General features: G+C 65.6%; 19 protein-coding genes. 11 read left to right on the forward strand and 8 right to left on the reverse strand.

Annotated features, from left to right (window positions below; all coding sequences use genetic code 11):
* Window positions 1-8: 8 nt before the first annotated feature.
* The 3 genes from F2P45_RS06035 to F2P45_RS06045 form a co-directional block, all read right to left on the reverse strand.
* Complete coding sequence (locus F2P45_RS06035; RefSeq protein ID WP_223164683.1) at window positions 9-3488, reverse strand: DUF4132 domain-containing protein; 3480 nt, start codon at window positions 3486-3488, stop codon at window positions 9-11.
* A gap of 35 nt (window positions 3489-3523) precedes the next feature.
* Window positions 3524-7210, reverse strand: coding sequence for a DUF4132 domain-containing protein (locus tag F2P45_RS06040; RefSeq protein WP_166871448.1), 3687 nt, complete (start codon window positions 7208-7210; stop codon window positions 3524-3526).
* A 109-nt stretch (window positions 7211-7319) separates the two neighbouring features.
* Window positions 7320-10973: a DUF4132 domain-containing protein gene (locus tag F2P45_RS06045; protein ID WP_166871450.1), complete on the reverse strand. Its 3654-nt coding sequence runs from the start codon at window positions 10971-10973 to the stop codon at window positions 7320-7322.
* Between the two features lie 188 nt (window positions 10974-11161).
* Here F2P45_RS06045 and F2P45_RS06050 point away from each other — a divergent pair, with 188 nt between their 5' ends.
* Window positions 11162-11887 carry a tetratricopeptide repeat protein gene (locus tag F2P45_RS06050; protein ID WP_166871452.1) on the forward strand — a complete coding sequence of 242 codons (726 nt, stop codon included), beginning with the start codon at window positions 11162-11164 and terminating at the stop codon, window positions 11885-11887.
* 175 nt (window positions 11888-12062) lie between these two features.
* On the opposite strand, the gene lexA is transcribed toward F2P45_RS06050, so the two are convergent.
* Entirely contained in the window at window positions 12063-12698 is a 636-nt protein-coding gene (lexA, locus tag F2P45_RS06055; protein WP_166871454.1) for a transcriptional repressor LexA, read from the reverse strand.
* A 191-nt stretch (window positions 12699-12889) separates the two neighbouring features.
* On the opposite strand from lexA, the gene F2P45_RS06060 reads away from it, so the two are divergent.
* From F2P45_RS06060 to F2P45_RS06095, 8 genes are all read left to right on the forward strand, one after another.
* Window positions 12890-13336, forward strand: a complete 447-nt coding sequence (locus tag F2P45_RS06060) for a DUF29 domain-containing protein (RefSeq protein WP_166871456.1) — start codon at window positions 12890-12892, stop codon at window positions 13334-13336.
* A 138-nt stretch (window positions 13337-13474) separates the two neighbouring features.
* Window positions 13475-13879 carry a 30S ribosomal protein S6 gene (rpsF, locus tag F2P45_RS06065; RefSeq protein ID WP_054263949.1) on the forward strand — a complete coding sequence of 135 codons (405 nt, stop codon included), beginning with the start codon at window positions 13475-13477 and terminating at the stop codon, window positions 13877-13879.
* 41 nt (window positions 13880-13920) lie between these two features.
* Window positions 13921-14214, forward strand: a complete 294-nt coding sequence (gene priB, locus F2P45_RS06070; protein ID WP_166871458.1) for a primosomal replication protein N — start codon at window positions 13921-13923, stop codon at window positions 14212-14214.
* 34 nt (window positions 14215-14248) lie between these two features.
* On the forward strand, window positions 14249-14539 hold the full coding sequence (gene rpsR / locus F2P45_RS06075) for a 30S ribosomal protein S18 (protein ID WP_008450941.1): 291 nt from the start codon (window positions 14249-14251) through the stop codon (window positions 14537-14539).
* Window positions 14540-14565: 26 nt separating this feature from the next.
* Window positions 14566-15018 (forward strand): 50S ribosomal protein L9, encoded by a 453-nt coding sequence (gene rplI, locus F2P45_RS06080; RefSeq protein ID WP_126074165.1) that lies wholly within the window; start codon window positions 14566-14568, stop codon window positions 15016-15018.
* Between the two features lie 152 nt (window positions 15019-15170).
* Window positions 15171-16556, forward strand: a complete 1386-nt coding sequence (locus F2P45_RS06085) for a replicative DNA helicase (RefSeq protein WP_166871460.1) — start codon at window positions 15171-15173, stop codon at window positions 16554-16556.
* Between the two features lie 85 nt (window positions 16557-16641).
* The gene (locus F2P45_RS06090; protein ID WP_166871462.1) at window positions 16642-17268 is read left to right on the forward strand and encodes a DUF47 domain-containing protein; all 627 of its coding nucleotides are present in this window, start codon (window positions 16642-16644) and stop codon (window positions 17266-17268) included.
* An 11-nt stretch (window positions 17269-17279) separates the two neighbouring features.
* Window positions 17280-18290: an inorganic phosphate transporter gene (locus F2P45_RS06095; protein WP_166871464.1), complete on the forward strand. Its 1011-nt coding sequence runs from the start codon at window positions 17280-17282 to the stop codon at window positions 18288-18290.
* A gap of 73 nt (window positions 18291-18363) precedes the next feature.
* On the opposite strand, the gene F2P45_RS06100 is transcribed toward F2P45_RS06095, so the two are convergent.
* The 4 genes from F2P45_RS06100 to F2P45_RS06115 all read right to left on the reverse strand — a co-directional run bounded on the left by F2P45_RS06100 (window position 18364) and on the right by F2P45_RS06115 (window position 22226).
* Entirely contained in the window at window positions 18364-20130 is a 1767-nt protein-coding gene (locus tag F2P45_RS06100) for a GspE/PulE family protein (RefSeq protein ID WP_229504936.1), read from the reverse strand.
* A 109-nt stretch (window positions 20131-20239) separates the two neighbouring features.
* Window positions 20240-20647, reverse strand: coding sequence for a hypothetical protein (locus F2P45_RS06105; protein WP_166871468.1), 408 nt, complete (start codon window positions 20645-20647; stop codon window positions 20240-20242).
* A gap of 239 nt (window positions 20648-20886) precedes the next feature.
* Window positions 20887-21219 carry an antibiotic biosynthesis monooxygenase family protein gene (locus F2P45_RS06110; protein WP_166871470.1) on the reverse strand — a complete coding sequence of 111 codons (333 nt, stop codon included), beginning with the start codon at window positions 21217-21219 and terminating at the stop codon, window positions 20887-20889.
* Window positions 21220-21335: 116 nt separating this feature from the next.
* Window positions 21336-22226 (reverse strand): MBL fold metallo-hydrolase, encoded by an 891-nt coding sequence (locus F2P45_RS06115; protein WP_166871472.1) that lies wholly within the window; start codon window positions 22224-22226, stop codon window positions 21336-21338.
* A gap of 243 nt (window positions 22227-22469) precedes the next feature.
* Here F2P45_RS06115 and F2P45_RS06120 point away from each other — a divergent pair, with 243 nt between their 5' ends.
* Window positions 22470-24086, forward strand: a complete 1617-nt coding sequence (locus F2P45_RS06120) for an HD family phosphohydrolase (RefSeq protein WP_166871474.1) — start codon at window positions 22470-22472, stop codon at window positions 24084-24086.
* The gene (locus F2P45_RS06125) at window positions 24083-26344 is read left to right on the forward strand and encodes a CHASE2 domain-containing protein (RefSeq protein WP_166871475.1); all 2262 of its coding nucleotides are present in this window, start codon (window positions 24083-24085) and stop codon (window positions 26342-26344) included. Before F2P45_RS06120 ends, F2P45_RS06125 begins: the two co-directional genes overlap by 4 nt.
* The last annotated feature ends 108 nt before the right edge of the window (window positions 26345-26452 follow it).

Genomic DNA, 26452 nt, shown 5'->3' on the forward strand with positions numbered 1-26452 from the left:
GTGGCGATTCAAGCGCATAGCCGCGCCAGTTCCCGAATCAGTTCGCTGGCGGCCGCCGCATCGAGCGACGACAGCGGCACGCTGTCACGTATGCCCGCATGGCCGGCGTGCGCGATCACGACGCCGCCAAGCGTTTGTTCCGCGCTCTCGCCCGGCATGCCGGGCAGGATGCCGGGCGCGAAGTTCAGTGTCGCGGCATAGCCGCCGCCGAGGACCTTGACGACTTGCAGGATCGTGCCGCCATCCTGCATCCGGCCGCGCCGCCAGCCCCGCTCGAGCAGGCCGAGCAGGCTCGCGGTCGGCACGACCTTGCCGTTCCAGCGGCCGAGGGCGTGATGCTTCTTTTCGTCGTCGTCCAGGAGGTACGTTTCACGGCCGATCTGCGCGAATGGCTGCAGCAGTTCGTAGTCTGCAAACAGCCGGGCGAAGGCGGCGGCGTCGGCCGGCGCCAGCGAGAGCGCATGCGCAATACCGACGACGGCGCCTTGCGCCAGCACGAAGGCGTCGTCGGCGGCGTCGCTGAGTGTTCCTTCCGGCGTGACCCGGAAGCAGGCCTGCAACTGGCCGCCGCTGGCGTCGTACATGCCCCACACCAGGCGCTGGGCCAGGTGGCGCACCAGCGGGTGCGTGACCATGCACTCGTAAAACACCTGCACCGGCCAGCGCCGCTGGGCGCACATGGCCAGCTCCAGCCGCAGCACTTGCTGCCCGGCGATGGTGCGCGCATCGTTCTTGAGCAGCTTGAAGCGCTTGACCGCCTGCGCCGACAATTCGGCGTGGTCGCTTTTTTTCGGTTTGGGCAGGCCGGCGCTACGCTTGCCATCGGCATCGCGCACAAATGGCGTGAGCATTTCGTCGAAGCCGGCACGGAACTGGCGCGGGCCGAAGTCGAGCAGCAGGGTGCCTTGTTCATCGAGGCCGAGGTCGGGCGCGAGGCGGTCTTCCAGTTCCTCGCTGCTCAAGCCGCGTGCTTCGGCGATCTCCCTGATCTTTTCCTGCGCGCGGTCCTGCAAGGGTTTGAACTTGAGTTTTTGAGCGACGCCGTTGAGCAGCATCAGGGCGGTGTCGCTGCCGATCAGTCCCAGGACGTCCAGGCCCATGACGGCGCGCGCGTGCAGGCCCTGGCCGGGCCAGGCCCGCACCAGTGGCGTGAGCCTGCGCGCGCTTTCGTCGTCGCCGAGCAGGCCGAGTGCGTAGAAGGCCCAGTTTTCCTTGCCCTTGGCGTCGTCTTCGGTCCAGGCGCGGAACAGCTCCCACGCGAATTCGGCCAGCGACTCGGGTGTGCACGCTTCCTTGATTTGCGTGACGCCGGCGTACACGCCGTCGGTGTGCGGGAAGCGCAGCATGATGCCGATGGCATCCATCGCTTCATCGGGCAGCGCCTTGCCGCTGGCGGCCAGCAGGGGGCGGGTCCACACCAGCGGTGTCCAGAACGCCGGCAGTTTGCCGATCCTGGCCGGGTGGCGTTGCAGCGGGCTTTGATCGAGCATGGCGCGCATGGCGGCGCTGACGTTTGCCTGCCCGTAGCGGCTGGCCACTTCCATCAGCAGGCCGGCATGGCCGGACGCAGCCAGCATGCGCAGCGCCTGGCGCGCGTGATCGCGTTGCTCGCCGGCGTGGCCGAGCGCGGGGGCGATCAGGCCACAGGCCGCATGTTCCGGAAAGTCCAGCAGCCAGCTGCGCGCTATGGCCAGCAACGTCCTGTTTTTGAGGGTGGCAAAGACGCGAGCTACCGTTGGCGCCAGTTCGATGGCGCCAAAGTGGCGCACGAGCGGCAGCTCCCGGGCCGGTGCGCGCTCGAACATCGCGGCCAGGGCCGGCAGCGCGGCGAGGCCAAGCCGCGAGATGGCGTAGCCGGGATGGCACATGCCCATGTGCGCCACCGCGTTCCACACGCGCGCGTTCAGCGGCGCGGGCAGTTCGACAATGGCGCGCGTACTGCGTTGAAAGTAGTCCCCCGGCGCGATGCACTCCACCCAGCGCGCCAGGCTGCCATCGGCATCAATGTCGCTAACCGCCGCCACCGCTCTGGCGAGCGGATAATGCGCAATGGTCTCGTTATCCAGGTTGCGGGCACCTTGTTCGCCGACCTGTTCGCGTTCGTCCTCGCTCCAGTTCACGAGCGCGGCCAGCGTGATGGGCGCAAGCGCGCATGGTGCCGCTTCCTGCGCGGCAGGCTGGCGCCACGGCGGCGCGGCCAGCACCGGCGGCAGTTCGCTGGAGGCGGCGCAGTCGCGCACCGTGATGTATTGGGCGGCGGCGACCGACAGCACCTTCCAGGCTGGCGCGGGGATCCATGGCTGGAGGGCGGGAACCCGGTGCGCATGCGCAGCGACCACGCTTGCCAGGAACTGGCGTGCGCGTTCGGGGCCGCAGTGATCCCTGGCGATCAGTTGGCTCAGTGCTGCCATGGTGGCATCGGGCCAGCGCCGGCCGGCGTCGCGCAGATAGTCGGGCGGCAGCTCGCAGTGGCGCTGCGTCAGGGCGATGATCGCTTCCGGGGTGCCAATGCAGGCCAGCGCCTGTACCGTGAGCGCGTGCGTCAGCCCGTCCTTGAGCGCATCGACAGCGCCGGCCCCGCAGTCCTGCAATGCGGTGGCGACGCCGATCGGCGATTGATGAAAGCTGTCGCTGCCCGCACCCTCGCCGCGCGACCAGAGACGCAGCGCCCGCCGTGCGTCGGGCGAGGTGGCGTAGACGATCAGCCATGCGTCGTTGGCGCACGATTGCGCTTGCCCCTTGGGGTCCGTCTCCGGCTGCGGCATCAGCGCCAGTTCGTTGGCCAGGTCCGGCGCATCGGGCAGCAGCACGGCAAGCAGTGGACGGGCACAGGCAGGAAGTTCCCTGGCCGCCTCGCGCGCCATCTGGACGCATTGTTCCCATACCTGTTGCGGGGCATGCGCCAGGTGGGCGCGCAGCGCCAGTTCGGTCACACCGTACAACTGACGGGTGCCGCCGGTGTTGGCATGGACGTCGTATGCGGTCTTATCGGGGCCGGCTTCGGACGGCGCGAGACAAATACGCTGCGCCTTGAGCAGGATGTCGAAGGCGTATGACAAGCCATTGTCGGCCACCAGCACGTCGAGAAACGGGCAGCCTTCGGATGCCGGCCGCATTTTTTCGTTGATCCGTTCCATCGCCAGCAGGACCGCATCGGTATCGGGCGTGCCACGCTGCCTGCGCTTGGACAGGCGCTCGATGGTCTCGACGACTGCCGCCTGGAGCATGGCGTCGCCGCCGGCTTGCAGCGTGCAATTTTCGCGCATCCGGGTCAGGAACAGCACCCAGCGCTCCCTGCCGTTCGTGCATGGCGCCGGACCGGGGTGGCGGCGCGAGGGCAGGGCGTGCGCGGCCAGGCCGGGCGGCGGCGCGATCACCGCATCTGCGCCGAACCACGGCGGCGCGGCGGCCAAGGGCGCAGCCGCTGCGGTTTCGGCACAGCCCTTGGCTGCAGTGGTCCTGTCGTCTTTCAACTCAAATCGCCGCATTACCTACCTTGTCGTTGTCGTTGCAGGGCGCCCGATCAAGCGCACAGTTTGTTCATGTCGCCAATCAGCTCGCTGACTGTCGCCGCCCCGAGGGACGACAAGGGCACGCTCTCGCGGATGTCCTTCGGGCCGCCGCGCCCGATGCAGACCGACCCGAGCGTCTGTTCCGCAAACTCGTGCGCCGAGCCGGCGCGGATGCCGGGCGCCATGTCCAGCGTTGCGGTGTAGCCGTCGCCGAGCACCTTGAGCAGGTCCCGGATCATGGCGCTGTCGTGCGTTTCGCCAAGCCGCCATCCCTGGTTCAGCAGGCCAAGGAGGCGCCCGGTCGGCACCACTTCGCCGTCCCAGCGACCGAGCGCGTGATACGTCTCTTCACCCTCGTCCAGGGTGTGCGTGTCGCGCCCGATCTGCACGAATGGCTGCAGCAGCTCGTAATCGGCAAACAGCTGGCCGAAGGCGGTGGCGTCGGCCGGCGCCATATCGAGCGCATGCGGGATGCCGATCACGGCGCCTTCTCCTTGCGGCAGCGCGACGGCGTCATCGGCCGCATCGCTGAAGGCGCCTTCGGGCGTCACGCGAAAGCAGGCCTGCAACCGGCCGTGCGCATCGTACACGCCCCACACAAGACGCTGGGCCAGATGGCGTACCAGCGGGTGCGTAACCATGCAGTCGTTGAACACCTGCACCGGCCAGCGCCGCTGCGCGCACATGGCCAGCTCCAGCCGCAGCACCTGCTGCGCGGCGATGGTGCGCGCGTCCTTCTTGAGCAGCTTGAAGCGCTTGACCGCGTCCGCCGCCAGTTCGGCGTGGTCGGTCCTTTTCGGTTTGGGCAGGTCGGCACTGCGCGTGCCGTCGGCGTCGCGCACGAACGGCTTGAGCGTCTCGTCGAAGCCAACGCGGAACTGGCGCGGGCCGAAGTCGAGCAGCAGGGTGCCCTGTTCATCGAGGCCCAGGTCGGGCGCAAGGCGGTCTTCCAGTTCGTCGCTCGTCAGGCCGCGCGCTTCGGCGATCGCCTTGATTTTCTCCTGCGCGCGGTCTTGCAGCGGCTTGAACTTGAGCTTGAGGGCGATCCCGTTGAGCAGCATCAGGGCGGTGTCGCTACCTATCAGCGCCAGTACGTCCAGGCCCGTGACGGCGCGCGCATGCAGGCCGTGACCGGGCCAGACCCGCAACAACGACGTGAGCCTGCGCGCGGTGTCGTCGTTGCCGAGCAGGCCAAGCGCGTAAAAAGCCCAGTTCTCTTTCGCCTTGGCGCCGTCGTCCACCCAGGCGAAGTACAGATCCCAGGCGAAGTCGGACAGCGACTCGGGCGTGCACGCTTGTTTGATCTGGTCGATGCCGGCGTACACGCCGTCGGCGTGCGGGAAGCGCAGCATGATGGCGATGGCATCCATCGCCGCATCGGGCAGCGCCTTGCCGTTGGCGGCCAGCACGGGACGGCTCCACACCAGCGGCGTGCAGAAGCCCGGCAGCTTGCCGATCTTGGCCGGATAATTCTGCAGCGGTCCCTGGTCGAGCAGGGCGCGCATGGCGGCGCCGACGTCGTCCCGGCCGTAGCGGCCGGCCACCTCGATCAGCAGGTCGCGATGGCCGGCGCGTTCGAGCAGCCCGAGCACCCGGCGCGCATGGTCGCGCCCAGCGCACACTTTGCCCAGGGCGGGGGCGATCAGGGCGCAGGCGGCATGCTCGGGAAAACGCAGGAACCAGGCACGCGCCATGGCCAGCAGCGCAGAGGTCTTGAGCGTGGCGTACACGTGCGCCATCGGCGCGGCCAGTTCGACGGCGCCAAAACACGTGACGTATTCCAGTTCCTGGGAAGGCGCGCGCGTGAACGTCGCGATCAGGCCGGGCAGGGCGGGCAGGCCGATCCGCGCGAGCGCCGCGCCGGGGTGGTTCATGCCCAGCGTGACCACCGCGTTCCAGACCCTGGCGTTGATCGGCTCGGGCAGGGCGACGATGGCGCTGGTGGCGTCCTCGATGGCCTGCCCCGGCGCGAGGCAGTCGATCCACCCGGCCAGGCTGCCGTCAAGGTCGACCGCCGCCACCGCCGCTTTCGCTTCCGCGCGCCGGCTCTTGATGTGGCCCGTGCCGTCGTAAAAGCTGCGCTTGCCGGCGAGGTGTTCGCGTTCGGCCTCGCTCCAATCGGCGACGGGGGCCAGCGCCAGGGGAGCGAGCGCGAAAGCGGCGGCTTCGCGCGTGGCCGGCGCGCGCCAGGGCGGGGCGGCCAGTACCGGCGGCAGGTCGCTGGCGGCGGCGCAGTCGCGCACAGTGATGTACTGCGCGGCGGCGACCGACAGCACCTTCCAGGCCGGCGCCGTCATCCAGGGCGCGAGCGCGGGAACCCGGTGCGCATGCCTGGCCACCGCAGCGGCGAGGAGCTGGCGGGCGCGATCCGGGCCTTGCTCCCTTGAGGCGATCACCTGGCTCAGCCCCGCCATCGCGGCGTCGGGCCAGCGCTCGACCGCCTCGACCAGATAGCCGAACTGCCACTCGTAGTAGTGGCGCTGCGCGAGGGCGGCGATCGCTTCCGGCGTGCCGATGCAGCCGAGCGCCTGCGCCGTCTGATCGGCCCAGCTGCCGCCCATGATCGCATCGATCGCCGCGGCGCCGCGATCCTGGAGCGCAGTGGCCAGGCCACGCAGGGAGCTGTGAAAGGTGTCGCGCCACAGGCCCTCGCCGCTCGGCCACAGGCGCAGCGCCTGTTTTGCCTCGGGTGAGGTGGCGTACACGATCAGCCATGCGTAGTTGCTGTTCCACTTCGGCAGTCCTTTGTCGTCCGTCTCCGGCTGCAGCATCAGCGCCAGTTCGTTGGCCAGTTCCGGCGCATCGGGCAGCAGCGCGGCCAGCAGCGGACGAGCCCTGGTATGCAGGGTCCCTGCCGCCGCGCGCGCGCGCTGCACGCATTGTTCCCACAGCGCTTGCGGGGCATGCGCGAGATGGGCGCGCAGCGCCAGCGTGGTGACGCCGTAAAGGCGATGGACACCCCAGCTCACGTGGTCGGCCGTGTACACGCTGTCGTCGTTGTCGTAATCCGGATGGATCCAGATCCGTTGCAGCATCATCACCACATCGAACGCGTACAGCAGACCCTTGTCGGCGACCAGCACATCGAGGAACGGACAGCCGTCGGACGCCGGTTCGTATTCTTCGTTGACGGTTTCGGTCGCCAGCAAGACGGCATCGGACTCCGGCGAGCCATGCCGCTCGCGCCGGGAAATGCGGGCGATGGCTTCGATGACGCCCGGGCCGTCGGGGGCGCCGCCGGCGCGCGCTCGCAAAGGGCAATGCTCGCGCACGCGCTTGAGGTACAGCGCCCAGCGCAAATCGGCGTTGGTGCTGGGTGGCGGACCGGGGTGGCGGCGCGAGGGCAGGACATGCGCGGCCAGTTCCGGCGACAGTTGGACCAGCGCATCGGCGGCTAGCCATGGCGGTGTGTCGCCCGGTAGCGCCAGCGGGGTGGCGGCAGCTGGCGCAGCCGGCTTGGCTGCGGCGGGAGCCGCCACGACTGCCGCCGCGGCACCGGTTTCGGCATAGCCCTTGGCCGTTTTCTCGCGAATCAGCTTGTCCAGCGCCGCCGATGCCCTGGCCTGGTCGGGGAAGCTCTTGCACTGGCGCTGTCCGGCCGTGCCGATCTTGCCGAAGCCGATATGCAGCTCGCTCCCCGCTTGTTCAACCTCCCAGAATTTGCTGGAAACGCCGTCACTCAATTCAAATCGCCGCATGGTCTGCCCATTCATATCATATGTTATGCCAGGCGCCCATTCGGGCGCACCGGAACGTCTTGTCCCGCATCAGTTCACTGTGCGCGACCGGCCACCAGGCCGGCGTGCATCACGCGCACAATTGCTCCATATCCCGGATAAATTCGCTGACAACGATCGGGTCGAGCGCGGCCAGGCGCGCATCTTCGTCCGCGCCGATGTGCTCGAGGACCAGCTTGACCAGCGTCTGTTCTTCGTCACCGTCGATAAAGCCTGCCGTCAGGCCGGGCGCGATGATCAGGTGCGCCAGCTTGCTCTGGCCGAACCACCGCGAAAATTTGACCGTCTCGCCGCCGCTGCCGATCTCGCGGGACCAGCCCCGGTCGACGAGTCCGAGCAGGCGGCCGGCACTGATCACCGCGCCGTTCCAGCGCGTCAGCGCCCGGCTGCCGCGTTCAGCCTGGGTCAGCGCGTGCGTGTCGCGCGCGAGCTGGGCGAACGGCTGCAGCAGTTCGTAGTCGGCGAACAGCCGGGCGAAGGCGGCGATGAGGGCCGGGTCGAGCTCCACCGGGTGCGGGATGCCGATCCGGATATCTTCCCCCGGCGCCAGCGCAAAGGCGTCGTCCGCGTGGTCGGTGTAGCCGCCGTCGGGCGCCACGCGGAAGCTGGCCAGCAGCTCGCCGTCGCCGCCGTACGCGCCCCAGACCAGGCGCTGCACCAGATGACGCAGCAGCGGGTGGCCAGCCAGGAAGTCCCGGAATGCCTGCGCTGTCCAGCGCCGCCGCCTGCACATTGCCTGTTCCAGGCGCCGCACCTGCTGCGCGGCGATGGTGCGCGCATCCTTCTTGAGCAGCTTGTAGCACTCCACGGCGGCTGCCGCCAGTTCGGCGTCGTCGGTTTTCTTCGGTTTTGGCAGCTCGTCCAGGCGCGCACCAAGCGCCTCGCGCACGGTCGGCTTGAGCGCCTCGTCGAAGCCGACGCGGAACTGGCGCGGGCCGAAGTCGAGCGTCATTTCGCCGTCTTCATCAAGGCCCAGGTCGGGAGCCAGGCGGTCTTCCAGTTCCTCGGAACCGAGTTCGAGGGCTTCGGCGATCTCGCCGATCTTGTCGTCGGCGTGGGACTGCAGCGCGTAAAACTTGGCCTTGCTGGCGATTCGGTGCAGGAGCATGAGGGCGGTGTCGCTGCCGATCATGGCCAGCACGTCGACACCCACCAGGGCGCGCGCGTTGAGTTTTTCGCCGGGCCAGGCGCGCACCAGCGGCGTGAGCTTGCGCGCGCTGTCGTCGTTGCCAAGCAGGCCAAGTGCGTAAAACGCCCAGTTTTCCTTGGTCTCGCCGCCACGTTCGGCCCAGGCGCGGAACAGCTCCCAGGCGAAATCGGCCAGCGACTCCGGCGTGCACGCCTGTTTGAGCTGGGTCACGCCGGCGTAAATGCGGTCGGTGTGCGGAAAGCGCAGCATGACGCCGATGTTGTCGAGCGCGGCGTCGGGCAGCGCCTTGCCGTTGCTGGCCAGGCGAGGGCGGGTCCATCCCAGCGGATCCCAGAAGTACGGCATTTTGCCGATCTTGGGCGGATGCAGCGTGAGCGGATCTTCATCGAGCATGGCGCGCATGGCGCCGGTAACGGCGGCGTCGCCATAACGGGCGGCGACCTCCATCAGCACGCCGTCATGGCCGGCGCCGGCCAGCATGCGCAGGGCCTGGCGCGCCTGGTCGCGCGGCGCGCCCGGTTCGCCCAGGGCGGTGGCGGTCAGGCCGCAGGCGGCATGCTCGGGATTGCGCAGCAGCCAGCTGCGCGCACTGGCGATCATCTTTCCCGGCTTGGGCATGGCGTAGGCACGCGCCAGCGGCGCCGCCAGCTCGACCGCACCGAAGTGCTGCGCGTAGTGCAGGTTATCCGGAAGCTGGTGTTCGATCAGGGCGACCAGTCCGGGCAAGCCGGCCAGGCCCACGGCGGCGATGGCGCAGCCGGGGTGGTTGATGCCGGTTGCGGCCAGCGCGTTCCAGACCTGCACGTTCAGCGGCGCCGGCAGCGCCGCGATCAGGCGCGCGCCTTCCACCGGCGGTTTGTAGGAGCCGGTGCTGGCGCGCCATGCCGCGATCAGCGCATCGGCGTCGCCAGCCGCGATCGCGTCGTTGGCAAACGGCGTGGCCGGGCCGTGGTAGTGAAGGTAGCGGGGCTCCTTGCCCAGTTGTTCGCGCTGCTGCGCGCTCCAGCGTTCGAGCGGCGCCAGGGGCAGCGGGGCCAGCGCCAGCGCGGGGGCGGATGCCGGCTTCGTCGATGGGTTCTTCCAGGGCGGGTTGACCAGCACCGGTGGCAGGTCGGCCGCGTCGGCGATGTCGGGTACGCCGAGGTAGCGCGCGGCGGCGTTCGAGAGTACCTTCCACGCACCAGCCGACAGCCATGGCTTGAACGCGGGGACCATGGGGGCGTTGGTGGCGAGTACCTCGGCCAGCGCGCAGCGTGCGTAGCGCGGCCCGCAGCCGTCTTTGGCAATCAGTTCGCTCAGCACGGCCATCGCCGCCTGCGGCCAGCGCGTAGCCGCCGCCTCGAAACGACTGGACGAATGCGCCAGCGCCGTCATCGCGTCGAGCGTGCCGATGCAACTGAGACCGTCCGAGGTTTCCTCGAACAGGGCATGCGGCGCAAGTACTGCGACCGCGTGGGCGCCACGGTCGCACACCACGGTGGCCACGTTCACTGCCGACCTGCCGATATTGAACTCGCCGCAGCTTGCCGCCTGGGGCCAGCGGCGCAACGCCTTGATGGCGGCGTCCGATGTGGCGTAAGCCTTGAACCACTCATAGGGTTCGAACCACGGGGCAGGCGGCTGGCCTGGTGGCGCCTGCGCCGCCAGGATCAGTTCATTGGCCAGGTCCTGCGCCTCGGGCAGCAGGATGGGCAGCAGGGGACGGCGCCATTCCGGCAGCGATGGCGCGGCCAGCCGCATCAACCGCTCGCCGTCGTTCCAGTCCTCCTCGCGCGCCTGCGCCAGGTGCTCGCGCAGCAGCAAGTCGCCCTCGCGATAGCCGCTGGACCAGTTGTAGCCGATATTGTCGACGTCGGCGCTGATGGAGTACGCCAGGCCGTAGCCCTCACGGCCCTGTTCGAGGATCATTCCCAGCCGCCGTAGATAGACTGCGACGGCGTAGGGCAATCCTCTGTCGGTCACCAGGAAGTCGGTGAAGGCGCTGCGATTGACGTCGCCGAAGGCGGATCCTGTTGTCGATTCAAGCAGCATCATGATGGCGTCCGACGTTGGCGAGCCGCGCCGCCGGTCCTGAGCGATGCGTTCGATGGTTTCGGTCACGGCATCGCGGTAAACGGGATCGGAGACCTCCGCACTGAACCTGCAATGGTGGGTGACCAGGCTGAAGTCGTCCCAGCATGCATCGGCATCGATGGTGCGCGGTACACCTGGAAAGCGGCGCGACGGCATCGCCAGCGCCGCCAGTTCGGGCGATATGTCGACCAGCGGCTCGAGCGCCAGCCATGGCGCGACGCGGCTGTGCGCGGAGACGGCGGGTGCGGGAGGGGCGGGAGCGGCCGGCGCCGGCGCGGCGGCAGGTGGAGATGCAGCGCCGCTGTCAGCGTAGCCCTTGCCGGTCTTTTCGCGTATCAGCTTCTCGATCGCGACCGTCGCCGCGGCTTGGTCAGGATGGGTCTTGGTTTGCCGTTGACCCGACGTGCCCACCTTGCCGTAGCAGACATGCACCTCGCAGCCATCTTGTTCGACTTCCCAGAACTTGTTGGAAGCGCCTTCGCTAAATTCGAAACGTCGCATGGGCATCCTAGCCAAGTTTGAACGGAAGGGGGAGCGGGCCGCCGGCGCGCGCAGCGCTGTTGTTTCGCTTACTCATAAGTAATGATAAATATTGCAAAAAATGATACTTTACGGCAAAGCGGCACCTCTGTCGAGCCGGGCCAATCCGGTTATGATGCGCATCCGGACACCCCATCGTGAGACCTGCAATGAAGAAAACCCTGTTCTGCCTGGCATTGATGCTGAGCGGCGTGGCGCACGCGGACGAGCTGGCCGACGCCAACGCCCTGTTCGCGAAAAAGTCTTATCCGCAAGCGCTGCAGCTCTATACCAAGCTGGCCAATACCGGCAATGCCGAAGCCCAGTTGCATATGGGCGAGATGTATTTTTATGGCGAGGCGGGCACGGTCGACCTGGCCAAGGCCGAAGCCTGGTTCAAGAAGGCCGCAGCCAAGGGCAACAAGACCGCCGCCGCCTCGCTCGAGATGATGAAAAAGCGCGACACGCGCCGCGCCGAGCTCGATTACTGGATCGGCAAATACGATGGCGCCGAGCTCAGCGCGGGCCAGTTCCGCTGTCCGGCGCCGCGCATTCCGGCCATGTCGAAGCAGAACGATGAAATCGAGAGCGTGTCGGCCAAGGTCGCCGCGTGGCAGGATTGTTACAACGCCTTCGTGCGCAACCTGAACGAATCGAGCCCGCTGACCAAGCGCATTCCCAAGGACATCGCCGACTTGCTGACCAAGGACGAAACCGAGCAGTCGCGCGTGCACCTGGAAGGCGTGTATGCCGGCATCGCCGAAAACGCCAAGGTCTCGGCCAAGCTGGTGCTGGCCGACTTCGGCGCCTGGCGTAGCGCCACCGACGCCTACATCAAGGAACACAACCGCATCGTCACCGATGCGGCCGCCACCGCGCCGCGCAAGGGCGACTAAGTAAGCGTACAGAAATTATTGTCATTTATAGCGAACAGAAGCGGATGCCTGGCACGGCGCACGCCGCGACGCAGTGCGAGCACTGCTAGCGGTGGGCAACGCAGCAAGGCGCCGCTTATGGAAGCTGGAAATGACAAGAATGTATGTGCACTTACTTAGGCACTACAGGCGCGGCTTAGTTCCAGCTGCGCATCAACCCCACCGCCAGGCCTTCGAGCGCAAACTCGTCGGTCGCCGGATCGACGTGGATGACCTTGAAGTCCGGGTTCTCCGGGAGCAGTTCGATCAGCGAGCCGGTCTTTTTGTAGCGCTTGACGGTGACATCGTCACCGATGCGGGCCACCACGATCTGGCCATTCTTGGCGCTGTCGACCTTTTTGACGGCCAGCAGGTCGCCATCCATGATGCCGGCATCGCGCATCGACCAGCCACGCACCTTGAGCAGGAAATCGGGCCGCGACGAGAACATCGCCGGGTCCACGCTGTAGGTTGCCTCCACATGTTCCTGCGCCAGGATGGGCGAACCGGCGGCCACGCGCCCGACCAGCGGCAGCGACATGAGCAGGTTCGGCGGCGGCATGGGAATGGCGTCGACGCTGGCGCCGATCAGGCGGATGCCGCGCGAGGTGCCCGGTGAAATTTCGATGGCGCCCTTGCGCGCGAGCGCCTGCAGGTGCTCCTCGGCCGCGTTGGCCGACTTGAAGCCCAGTTCATTGGCGATCTCGGCACGGGTCGGAGGAAAGCCCGTGTTCTCGATCGCATCCTTGATCAGGTTGAGGATTTGTTCTTGCCGTGGTGTGAGCTTGATCATCGATGTGCGGGACTGTGTATATGGACAGACTGTATTTTTGTACAGTATTTCGCGCAATGCAAGGGTTAATTAACAGAATGGGGAATTATTTGCGACAGGGGCTGTCCAACAACTATCCGCGATTGCAGGATGGGGTTCCGTCGCGAAATCAAACACCGTTACTCAAAAACCGAGACCAGAGGAGGTAAGTCATGGATCGACTCCAAGTACCGCTTGCTGATTGCGAGCAAGACTTTGTCCGTTGGGCCGAGCGGCAGGTGAGCCTGTTGCGCGCGAAGCAGTTCGAGCAGCTTGATATCGACCATCTTGTAGAGGGGCTTGAAGGCATGATCGGCCGTGACCGGAGGGAACTAGGCAGCCGCTTGAAGGTGGTGATGATCCATCTCCTCAAATGCGAATTTCAGCCAGCGCTCAAGTCGACCAGCTGGCTAAATACGCTTGCCCACCAGCGTGACGAGATTGGCGAGCTGCTGCAAGACAGTCCCAGCCTTGCGCAGGGCATTCCGGCGCTTGCCAGGCGCCGTTACCGGCAAGCTGTTCTGGCTGCGGCAAGGGAAGCGCACCTTCCCCCGAGGACATTCCCATCCGAGTTGCCTTACAGTGAGGATCAACTGCTCGACCAAGGCTTCGTGCCATAAATCACGCCCAATCGCACAGCCCACTCACAGCCTCCTTGTTTGTTGCTCCATTTCACGCTATAATCGCCGGCTTTCCCTTCCCACACTCGTCTTGACGCCGAGGTGGGCATTTGTTTAAACGTCCCTAAGGAGTTATGCATGCGTCATTATGAAATCGTTTTTATCGTCCACCCGGACCAAAGCGAGCAAGTCCCGGCGATGATCGAACGCTACAAAGCCAGCGTAACCACGCGCGGCGGTTCGGTTCACCGTGTTGAAGACTGGGGCCGTCGTCAGATGGCTTACTCGATCCAGAAGCTGCCAAAAGCGCACTACATCTGCCTGAACATCGAATGCGACAACGAGACCCTCGTGGAACTCGAAACCGCGTTCAAATTCAATGATGCCGTGCTGCGTCACCTCACCGTTAAGATGAAGAAGGCTGAAACCGCGCCGTCGCCGATGATGAAATCGGTACAACGTGAAGACGCAGCCAAGAGCCACCGCACTGAAGCGCCTGCTCCTGCAGCCGCGCCAGCGCCAGCTCCAGCCGCAGCAGCGTAATTGTTGAACAAAAACCCTGAACGCGGCTTGACCTCACCTCGGTGAATCAACTCCAGTTCGTAGCCCAGATTTGCGAGCGCGACGTATTGCGCTACACCCCGGCCGGCGTGCCCATCGTGACCGCCACACTGATGCACAGTTCGCAGCAGATGGAAGCAGGGGGCGCCAGGTTGGTCGAATTCGAAATCACCGCGCTCGCCGCGGGCGAGATTTCGGGACGATTCAGCCAGGCCGAATTGGGTGCCGTCCATCAGTTCACGGGATTTTTGGCCAAGAAGAACCGCAGCAGCAAAAGCCTGGTGTTTCACATCATTGATTTCTGTGCCGCCGCCTGAGGCGTCAGCACATTTTTAGATACAGGAGCCTCAAATGGCATTCGGTAAAAAATTCGACAAGAACAAGCTCAAGCTTAAAGAAAAGCGCAAACAACAGAACCCACTGTTCAAGCGTAAGAAATTCTGCCGCTTCACCGCAGCAAACGTTGAACAGGTCGACTACAAAGACGTAGACACCCTGAAAGACTTCGTCCAGGAAAACGGCAAGATCATGCCAGCACGCCTGACCGGTACCAAAGCGCACTACCAGCGCCAGGTTGACACCGCAATCAAGCGCGCCCGCTACCTCGCGCTGCTGCCATACACCGATCTGCACCACGCTTAATCGCTGCGGATAAACTGGAGAACTCTATGCAAATCATTCTGTTGGAAAAAGTTGTTAACGTCGGCAACCTGGGCGATGTTGTTAAAGTCAAAGACGGTTACGCACGTAACTTTCTGATCCCGCAACGCATGGCTCGCCGTGCTACCGCCTCGGCTGTCGCCGAATTCGAAGTCAAGCGCGCCGAACTGGAAAAAGCAGCAGCTGCCAAGCTGGCCGCTTCCCAGGCTCAAGGCGAGAAGCTGGGCGGCATGACCATCTCGATCGCTCAAAAAGCGGGCGTCGATGGCCGTCTGTTCGGTTCCGTCACCAACTTCGACATCGCTGAAGCGCTGACGAAAGCTGGCTTCGCTGTAGAAAAAGCGCAAGTACGCATGCCTACCGGCCCGCTGAAAACGACCGGCGAACACGCTGTCGCAGTTGCTCTGCACACCGACGTCGTGGTCGAGATCACGATCGCTGTTGTTGGCGAAGCTGCTTAAGTACGCTCAGTGACTTCGTGTCACATAGTTGCCTTGCAGGCATGATGCTTGCAAGGCAACTACGAAAAAAGCCGGGTCTTCCCGGCTTTTTTTACGCCCGAATCTCCCCAATTATGTCAGCCGGTTGACCCGAAGCAGGTATAATTCGCGCCATGAACGCACCATCCGATCCGCAGCTCGACGCACTCCGCATCCCGCCCCATTCCATCGAAGCAGAACAATCTGTGATCGGTGGTTTGCTGCGCGATAACGCCGCGTTCGACCGCATTGCCGACATGATGCATGCCGACGACTTCTACCGTTACGATCACCGCATCATCTTCGAGCAGATCGTCAAGCTGATCAACCAGTCGAAACCGGCCGACGTGATCACCGTGTTCGAGGCGCTGTCGAACATCGCCAAGGCCGACGATGTGGGCGGCCTGCAGTACCTGAACGCGATGGCGCAGAACACGCCGTCGGCGGCCAACATCCGGCGCTACGCCGAGATCGTGCGCGACCGCGGCGTGCTGCGCAAACTGATCACCGTGGCCGACGAAATCTCGGGCAACGCGTTCAACCCGCAGGGCAAGGAAGTCAAGCAGATGCTCGACGAAGCCGAGTCCAAGATCTTCGCCATCGCCGAACAGGGCGCGCGCGGCTCGCAGGGCTGGATCGCGGTACAGCCGCTGCTCACCCAGGTGGTCGAGCGCATCGATGAACTCTACAGCCGCGACAACCAGAGCGAAATCACCGGCGTGCCGACCGGCTTCATCGACCTCGATCGCATGACCTCCGGCCTGCAGCCGGGCGACCTGGTGATCGTGGCCGGCCGTCCGTCGATGGGCAAGACCGCGTTCTCGGTCAACATCGGCGAGAACGTCGCCATCGAAGCCGGCCTGCCGGTCGCGATCTTCTCGATGGAGATGGGCGGCACCCAGCTGGCCATGCGTATGCTCGGCTCGGTCGGCCAGCTCGACCAGCACCGCCTGCGCACCGGCCGCCTGAACGACGAAGACTGGCCGCGCCTGACGCACGCGATCCAGAAAATGAACGACGCCCAGCTGTACATCGACGAGACCCCGGCGCTCAATCCGATCGAGCTGCGCGCGCGTTCGCGGCGCCTGTCGCGCCAGTGCGGCAAGCTTGGCCTGATCATCATCGACTACATCCAGCTCATGACCGGCAGCCAGCCGGGCGACAACCGCGCCTCCGAGATTTCGGAGATTTCGCGAAGCCTCAAGGGCCTGGCGAAAGAGCTGCACTGTCCCGTGATCGCCCTGTCCCAGCTGAACCGCTCGCTGGAACAACGCCCCAACAAACGCCCCATCATGTCCGACTTGCGCGAATCGGGCGCGATCGAGCAGGATGCCGACGTCATCATCTTCCTGTATCGCGATGAGGTCTACAACCCGGATTCGCCCGACAAGGGCACCGCGGAGATCATCATCGGCAAGCAGCGTAACGGTCCGATCGGCTCGATACGCCTGACGTGGATCGGCCAGTACACCAAGTTCGGTAACTACAGCGGTAACCTGGCGGTCTACCAGGGCGACTAATCCATTACGGCGCCGCCACGAGCGGCGCTCTCAAGCAGTATCACGCAGTATCAATCACGCTTTAACGCGCTTTAACGGAGAAACCATGTTCGGACGCCTGATGCCCACCGAGGGCAAATTTTTTGAGCTCTTCAACCAGCACGCTGCACTGTGCGTGAAGGGCGCGCATGAAATGGTCGGCCTGATGACCAACTTCGACGACCTCGAAAACCGCGTCCACGCGATTGAAAGCATCGAAAAGCAAGCCGACAAGATCACTTACGCCACAGTCGACATGCTGCACAAGACCTTCATCACCCCGATCGACCGCGACGACATCCACAAGCTGATCACGCGCATGGACGACATCCTCGACCTGATGGAAGACGCGGCGCAGACGGTCTCGCTGTACGACCTCAAGGCGGTCACGCCGGAAGCGAAGCGCCTGGCCGAACTGTGCCTGGCCTGCTGCGAAAAAGTCGAGCAGGCCGTCGGCCTCTTGCACAACATGGACAACTCGCAAAAGATCGTCGCCATCTGCGAAGAGATCGACCGCCTCGAATCCGACGCCGACCATGTCATGCGCGCCGCCATGTCGAAACTGTTCCGCGATGAACCGGACGTGCGCAACCTGATCAAGCTCAAGGCCATCTACGAGATCCTCGAAACCGTCACCGACCGCTGCGAAGATGTTGCCAACATCATCGAAGGCATCATCGTCGAGAACGCGTAAGCGGCAAGAGCATGGAACATATTCAAATCAGCATTTACGTGCTCGGCCTGTTGATCGCCCTGGCGCTGCTGTTCGACTTCATGAACGGCTTCCACGATGCGGCCAACGCGATTGCGACCGTCGTGTCGACGGGCGTGCTCAAGCCGCAGACCGCGGTGGCCATGGCCGCCGTGTTCAACTTCATCGCCATTGGCGTGGTCGGCCTGCACGTGGCCACCACCCTGAGCAAGGGCACCATCGACCCCAAGGTGGTGGACCATTACGTCATTTTCGGGGCCCTGGTGGGGGCCATCGTCTGGAACCTGATCACCTGGTACTACGGCATTCCCTCGTCCTCCTCGCACGCGCTGATCGGCGGCCTGGTCGGCGCCGCGGTGGCCAAGTCGGGCACCGGCGCGCTGATCGGCGCCGGCCTGCTCAAGACCGTCATCTTCATCGTGGTCGCGCCGCTGCTCGGCTTCGCACTGGGCTCGATCATCATGCTCATTGTGGCGTGGGTGTTCGTCAAGTCGACGCCGCGCAAGGTCGATACCTGGTTCCGCCGCCTGCAGCTGGCATCGGCCGCGGCGTATAGCCTGGGCCACGGCGGCAACGACGCGCAAAAGACCATGGGCATCATCTGGATGCTGCTCATCGCCAGCGGCTACACCAACCCGGCCGACGCGGCGCCACCGAGCTGGGTCATCATCTCGTGCTACGCGGCGATCAGTTTCGGTACGCTGTTCGGCGGCTGGCGCATCGTCAAGACCATGGGCCAGAAGATCACCAAGCTCAAACCGGTGGGCGGCTTCTGCGCCGAAACCGGCGGCGCGATCACCTTGCTGCTGTCGAGCCTTTACGGTATTCCCGTCTCGACCACCCACACCATCACCGGCGCCATCGTCGGCGTCGGATCGTCGCAGAAGATGTCGGCGGTGCGCTGGGGCGTGGCAGGCAATATCGTGTGGGCCTGGATCTTCACGATTCCGGCGTCGGCCTTCATGGCGGCGGTGGCCTGGTGGATCGGTACCCACATCATGTAAGCGAAGGCACGCGCCCGGCCAGAAAACCGCCGCTCTTGACCGGCGGTTTTTTTTCGCCTGGCCGATACCTGCGCTAGCGAATGCACACCTGGCGCACCGTGCGCAGGTCGGTCAGGCCCAGCAAGACCTTCTCGATGCCATCCATTTTCAGGGTCAGCATGCCTTCGTCGAGGGCGGCGGCGAGCAGGATCGCGACCCGGCTGCGCTCCTGCAGCAGGCGCTTGATGGCGTCGGACCCGATCATCAGTTCGTGCAGGCCGATGCGGCCCCGGTAGCCGCCATTGCAGGCGGCGCAGCCGCGCGCGCGGTACAGGGTGAAGCGGCCATCGGCGTCGGCATGACGCGCGCGCCAGGCGGCCAGCAGCGCCCCGGATGCCGCGCTTGGGCGGGGCAGTTCGGCGCAGTATTCGGCCAGCAGCTGCGCCATCTCTTCCTCGCCCGCCTGGTACGCTTCCTTGCAGGCGCCGCACAGGCGCCGGGCCAGGCGCTGCGCCAGCACGCCGAGCAGCGCGTCGGCGAAGTTGAACGGGTCCATGCCCATATCGAGCAGGCGCACGATCGACTCCGGCGCGCTGTTGGTGTGCAGCGTGGCCAGCACCAGGTGCCCGGTCAGCGAGGCTTCGATGCCGATGCCGACGGTTTCGCGGTCGCGCATTTCGCCGACCATGATCACATCCGGGTCGGCCCGCAGAAAGGCCCGCATCACGGTCGCAAAATCGAGCCCCGCCTTGCGGTTGACCTGCACCTGGCGCAGCCCTTTCTGGGTGATCTCGACCGGGTCCTCGGCGGTCCAGATCTTGGTGTCGGGCGTGTTCAGGTGCGCCAGCAGGGAGTGCAGGGTGGTGGTCTTGCCGGACCCGGTCGGGCCGCACACGAAGAACAGCCCATGCGGCTTGCCGATCGCCGCCAGCAGGCGCGCCAGGTTATGCGGCAGCACGCCGAGCTGGTCGAGCGGCATGGCGTCGCCGGCCGGCAGGATGCGCATGACGATGTCTTCCACCCCGCCGGCCGAGGGAATGGTCGCCACGCGCAGTTCGATGTCGAGCGGGCCGTACTTGCTGAACCTGATCTTGCCGTCCTGCGGCCTGCGCCGCTCGGACGTATCGAGGTCGCACATGATCTTCACGCGGGCGGCGAGGGCGTTGCGGTAGCCGGCCGGGATGTCGATGTAGGGTGAGAGCGCGCCATCCTTGCGAAAGCGGATCGCGGTGCGCCCGCTGCCGGGCAGCGGCTCGATGTGGATGTCGGACGCGCCCTGGCGCCAGGCATCCATGATCATCTTGTTGACCAGCTTGACCAGTTCATTTTCGACCGCCTGCGAGAGCGGCTGCGCATCCTCGCTGCCGCTCTCGTCGTGCCTCATGCTGGACAAGACCTCGCGCAGCGAGCTGCCGTCGCTGCGCGCGGTAGTGCCGAAGAACTGGTCGACCGTGCGCCGGAATTCGGCGCGCGTGGTGACGCACCAGGTGACGCTGGACCTGGGGAAGACCTGGTTGACGATGCGGCTGGCGCGCACCCGCTCCGGGTCGAGCGCGAGCACCAGCAGGCCGTCCTTGTCTTCGTCGAGCGGCAGCCACTGGTTGTCGTCGACGTATTGGGCCTTGAGGTTCTTGAGCAGCACAAGCGGCTTGACGCGGCCGGGCAGGAAAGGCGCGTACGGCACCCCGAAGTGGCAGGCCAGCGCGTTGCCGATGGCCTCCGGCGAGAGATGCAAGTCCTTCACCAGCACCTCTTCGATGTCGAGCAGCGCCGCATGCGCCGCGTGGTGCGCCTGGTCGAGCGCGGCGGCGGACACGAGTCCGTCCCGAACCAGCGCGTCGTATTTGGTGTGCGGCTGCATGCGCGATCCCGTCATGGCGGTGGAGGAAAGTCACATGATGTGGACATTCCCGCACGCCGCGCTTGACCTCGCTCAGGCGTGCGGACGGAACCGGAATCGCTTTGCGGGGTCAGCCGGGGCCGAGCAAGTCGTGCGCGTCGAGGATGGCGTAGATGATGTCCGGATGCCGCTCGAGCGAGCGCCGGATGGCGCTCGGGACCGCCTGACGGGTCTTGCGGCACAGGCCCGGCAGCTCGTCCAGCACAATGCTCAGCCCGCGCGCGCTGCGCACCTCGTTGTTGCTGGGGGTAATGCGCAAGACCACGCCGAGCTGGCTGCGCAGGCGTTCGGCCAGCTTGTTCAGTTCGGCGTAGCTGGCAATGCCGTCGATGTGCGCGAGCAGCTTCTTTTCTTCGTCGCGGGTCAGGCGCAGGATGCGGGTGTCCCCGGCCGGGTCTGCCAGCAGCGCATCGCGCTGGCACACGCAGGCGCCAGGCGGACATTCGATGCGGATCGGAAAAGGCGGTGCCTGGAGCATGGGAGTCACATCGCCGCAGCGGATGAACGGGCCGGATCGATAGAGTAGCGCCGTGGCGGCATCGATGTCAAACGGCGGCTAAGTTGGCGCTGAAACTTCTGGGAACCTCGAAAAACCTACTGCGCGGCGCAATTTTCGCCCTGCGATGCTCACCGTACTTTCGTACGGTTGCGTTTCTCGGACGAAACTTGCGCCGCTCGCTACGGTTTTTCGAGGTCCCCTTCTGTCATTGAATGCGTTCAAGAATGAATGGCCGGAACGTTCACCCGGTGCCCGAGCTCCGCATTGCCGTACGTGCGTATCACTTCCGCGATCACCACATGATAACCGTCCAGCCACCTGGCCTGCGCCGCCTTGGCCTGCAAATGCGCCGGATGCTGCATCAAGGCCTGCAGCGCTTCCAGGCTTTCCCAGTAATACACATTCGAAAACAGGCCGGTCGCGCGGTTTTCCCACGCCTCTTCACCGAGGTAGCCGGGCAGCGCCTTGGCGGCCTCGGCGATGGTTTTGTCGAGCTGATGAAATTCGTCGTCGAGATCTTTGGTGCCGAAAATGAAGGTGGAGGAGTACATGGCCGTGACGGTGGATAAGTGAACGGCGATTGTGCCATGCCGGCAAGAACATTGCCGGATCAGCATCCGGATTCATCGCGCGACGCCCGCAACGATGCGGCAGCCCGGGTGCACCGTCAGGGCAACTCCACTTCAAGTCCTTCGTACGCCAGCACCACGCGCAGCCCGGCCGGCAGCGGCCCGTGGCGCCTGAGCGCCTCGGCGAACACCGCTTCGAGTTCGTCGTCGCCGCGGGTCGGTTCGTGGTGGGTGCAGTACAGGGTACCGGCGCCGACCCGTACCGCCGTCGCCAGCGCCGCGTCGAAGGTGCCGTGCCCCCAGCCGCGCTTGGACGGATATTCGTCGCCCGTGTACGAGCAGTCCACGATCAGCGCGTCCACCCTGTCCATGGCGCGGTCGATGGCGTGCTGGCGCTGCGCCATATAGGCCTGGTAGGGCGCATGGCCCTCGTCGTGTTCCGGGTACGGATTGTAAAAAGGCTCATGGTCGCCCGTGAAGAACACCGACTTGCCGTTGCAGCTGATGCGGTAGCCCAGATTGGTCACCGGATGGTTCATGACCACGTTGTCGACCATGGCGTCGCCCACGGCCACCGCCACGCCCACCTCCAGCGTGCGGTATTCGATGGTGGCCGCCATCTGCGCTTCGCCGACCGGAAAATAGCTGTTCTGCAGCTGCACCCCCATCACATGCTCGATGCCCTGGCCGGTCGCCTCGTCGCGCGCGCCGTGCAGGCACACCCGGCTGGTCGGGATGAACAGCGGCGTAAAGAACGGCAGGCCGTGGATATGGTCCCAGTGGCTGTGCGTGATGAAGATGTTCGCATGCACGGGCAGGCGCGTGAGCAGGTGCTGGGCCAGCGCGAAAATGCCGGTGCCGCCGTCGAGGATGATCAGGGTGCCGTCGTCGCTGCGCACTTCGATGCAGGTGGTGTTGCCGCCATAGCGCGCCGTGCGCGGCCCCGGCGAGGGAATCGAGCCGCGCACTCCCCAGAAGCGCACTTTCATGTTGTTACTCTCATGGCTGGAATCGTCAGTGTTGCAATTACGGTCGATCATAGCGGTTTTGCCCCCAAAACGGCGGCAAAATTTGGCCCCGACTCCTTGCCGCGCCCGCTTTCGTGCCCTTTTGCCCACGCTTTTCGCGTGCCGATGTACAGTACTCGCAAGTGGCGCTACACTATGGGAAGTTACTCTACAGAAAGGGTGTGTCGGCTTCCGTAGGACGTCCCGCAAGGCCGCTGAACCATCATGCGAGTATTAAATCCCATTCAAATTGCCCAGCGCCTCGAGTTGCTTACCGAGGTTGGCGTAGCGCTTGGCAATCCGGACACCGGCTATGTGCTCGACCGCATCCTGCATGTGGCGCGCAACATGACCGGCGCCGACGGCGGCACCCTGTACCTGCCGAATGCCGACCGCACCAGCCTGCGATTCCACATTTCGATCAACGAAACGCTCGGCCTGTACCAGGGCGGCGCCAGCGGGCGCGAGATCGGCATGGAAGCGGTGCCCTTGTACGACGCCGCCGGCGCCCCGAACGTGAGCGCGGTGGCCGCCTATGCGGCGCACTCCGGGCACTCGGTCAATATCGCCGATGTCTACCAGGACGGCATATTCAACTTTTCGGGCATGCGCAGCTTCGACGCCGCCTACGGCTACCATTCGCAATCGTTCCTGACGGTGCCGATGAAGGATCACCACGGCACCCTGGTGGGGGTGCTGCAACTGATTAACGCGCGCCCCGCCGGGCGCGGCACGATCGGCGCCTTTTCCGCCACCGACCAGCGTTTCATCGAAGCGCTGGCGTCGCAGGCCTCGGTGGCCATCACCAACCAGCAGCTGGTGCGCCAGCTCGAAGAACTGCTCGAAGGCCTGATCGACCTGATTAACATCGGCATCGATGAAAAGTCGCCGCATACCGGCCGCCATTGCCAGCTGGTGCCGAAGCTGACGATGATGCTGGCCGAAGCGGTGCACGAGACCGCCGACGGCCCGATGGCCGAGTTCCACCTGAGCGACGCCGACCGCAAGGAGCTGTGGCTGGCCAGCCTGCTGCACGACTGCGGCAAGATCACGACCCCGGTGCACGTGGTCGACAAGGCCACCAAGCTCGAAACCATCGTCGACCGCATCGGCCTGATCGACACGCGCTTCGAAGTGCTGCTGCGCGACGCCGAGATCGACGCCCTGCGCGCGCGCTGCGAACCGGGCGCCGACCACGCCGTCATCGAGGCCGGGCATGCGCGCGTGCGCGCCGCGCTGCTCGACGACCGCGCGTTCCTGCGGCGCGCCAACGTCGGCGTCGAAAACATGCCCGAGGCCGATCAGGATCGGGTGCGCCGGATCGCCCGGCGCCGCTGGCGCGGGCCCGATGGGGGCGAGAGCGACTTCCTCGACGACGATGAAGTACTGAACCTGACCATCCGCTTCGGCACCCTCACGGCGCAGGAACGCAAGACCATCAACAACCATATCGACGTCTCCGTGCGCATGCTCGAATCGCTGCCCTGGCCCGAGCACCTGCGCAACGTGCCCGAATACGCCGGCGGCCACCATGAACGGATGGACGGCAAGGGCTATCCGCGCGGCCTGACCGGCGCCCAGATGTCGGTGCCGGCGCGGGTGATGGCCATTGCCGATATTTTCGAGGCGCTCACCGCGCGCGACCGGCCGTACAAAAAGGGCAAGCTGCTCTCCGAATCGCTGCACATCCTCGGGAAGATGGCGTGCAACGGCCATGTCGATCCGGACCTGTTCGATATTTTCGTGCGCAGCAAAGTCTATCTCACCTTCGCGCACGAGAACATGGACAAGCGCCAGATCGACAGCGTCGACGAAAGCACCATTCCCGGCTACCGCGCATGAAACGCGCCGCCCGCCTGCTGCGCAGGTATTGGGGGCGCTGGCTGCTCGGAATCGGATTGACCGTGGCGGCGGCGCTGGGCACCCTGGGCTACCTGCACAGCGACGCCATCGAGCGCATGGACGGTTTCCTGGCCGGCCTGCGCATGCGCATCGAAGCGCCGCGCCTGGACCCGCGCATCGTGATCGTCGATATCGACGAAAAGAGCCTGGCGGCGGTCGGGCGTTTTCCGTGGAGCCGCGACATCCAGGCCAGGCTGGTCACCCAGCTCACGCGCCACTACGAGGTGGGCGCGGTCGGCTTCGACATCTCCTTTCCCGAGCCGGACACCTCGTCCGGCTACGCGGTGCTGGAACGGCTGGCGCACCAGGAGCTGGACCGGGTAGCGGGCCTGAAGGAGCAGCTGGCCGCCCTGAAGGCCGGCATGGACTACGACGGCCTGCTGGCCGACGCCCTGCGCGGGCAGCCGGTGGTGCTTGGCTACAATGTGTCGGAAAAGCTGCGCAAGGGCGTGCTGCCGGCGCCCGCGTTCACGCTCGAGAGCCTCAACGGGCGCGAGCTGCTGGCCTACAGCGCCAGCGGCTATGAAGCCAATCTCGCGCGCCTGCAGCAGGCCGCCGCCGGCGCCGGCATCTTTACCGCCTTCACCGATGCCGACGGCGTGATCCGCTCCTCGATCCTGTTGCAGCGCATCGGCGACGCGTATTATCCCTCGCTGTCGCTGGCCACGGCGGCGGTGTACCTGAAGGCGCGCGCCATCGCGCCGTATTTCGATACCACCGTCGACCAGCTCTCGCAGGCCCAGAAGAACAGCGGCAGCGCGGCGCGGATTTCGCTGTTCCTGCCGCAGGGCCAGTTGCGCATTCCGGTGGGCGAGGGGCTGACCACGTACGTGCAGTATCGCGGGCGCGGCGGGCCGTCCGGCGGCGCCTTTCGCTACGTGCCGGCGGCCGATGTGCTCTCCGGCGCCGCGCCGCCGGCGCATCTGAAGGGCGCGCTGGTGCTGGTCGGCTCCACTGCGCCCGGCATCAACGACCTGCGCGTGACCCCGGTCAATCCGGAGTACCCGGGGGTCGAGGTGCATGCCAACCTGCTCAAGTCGATCCTCGACAACGACTTCAAGGCCCGTCCCGCCGAAGCCTACCTGCTCGAAACGGTGCTGGTGCTCGCGTTCGGACTGGTGCTCTCGCTCGCGCTGGCGCCGCTGTCGCCGCTCAGGGCGGTGGCGCTGGCCACCCTGGCGCTGGGCGCCGCCCTCGGCCTGAACCTGCTGCTGTACCACCAGGCCGGCATGGTGCTCAACGCCGCCGTGCCGGTGCTCCTGATCGTGGCGCTGTTCGTGATGAACCTGGCTGTCGGCTACGTGTTCGAGGTGCGCAAGGGGCAGGCGCTGGTGTCGCTGTTCGGCGAATACGTGGCCCCCGAGCTGGTGGCCGACATGGCCGACAATCCCGGCCACTACACGATGGAAGGCGCCACGCGCGAGCTGACCGTGCTGTTCGCCGACGTGCGCGGGTTTACCGGCATCGCCGAGCAGCTCACCCCGGCCGCGCTGCGCGAATACATCAACCTGTATCTGACGGCGATGTCGGAAGACATCCGCGACAGCCATCGCGGCACCCTCGACAAATACATCGGCGACGCCGTCATGGCCTTCTGGGGCGCGCCGCTGGCCTTTGCCGACCATGCCAGCCGCGCCGTCGCCAGCGCGCTGCTGATGCAGGCCAGCGCGGCGCGCCTGGACACCATGTTCCGCGCGCGCGGCTGGCCGCCGCTGGCCATCGGCATCGGCATCAACAGCGGCCAGATGCACGTTGGCGACATGGGCTCGGCCATCCGCCGCGCCTACACGGTCATGGGCGACGCGGTCAACCTGGGCGCGCGCCTGGAAGGGCTCACCAAGGTGTACGGCGCCGCCATCGTGGCCGGCGCCGCAACCCGCCTGGCCGCACCCGAATTCGCGTGGCGCGAACTCGATCTGGTGCGGGTCAAGGGCAAGCTCGAACCGGTGGCGATTTTCGAGCCGCTCGGCCATGCTGTTGCCCTGGACGCCGCCGCCGCGACCCGGCTCGCCGCCTGGCACGAGGCGCTGGCGCTGGTGCGCGCGCAGCAGTGGAGCGGCGCGCAAGCCATCCTGGCCGGCTTGCTGGCGGACCAGGAGTGCGTCCTGTACCGGCTTTATCTCGACCGTATCGCGCTGTACCGCGCCCACCCGCCCGGCCCGGATTGGGACGGCGTTACCAGATTTGACACGAAATAGACCCTGCAATCTTTTCGTTTTTGCTCGCCTTTTGCGGCTTCGTCGCGTCCGCTGACTCCACTAAACAACGCTTGCTTGAAATACGTCAATTTGCAACAGAATTTCTGT

The sequence above is a fragment of the Massilia mucilaginosa genome, from assembly GCF_011682145.1.
GTDB classification, from domain to species: Bacteria; Pseudomonadota; Gammaproteobacteria; order Burkholderiales; family Burkholderiaceae_D; genus Telluria_A; species Telluria_A mucilaginosa.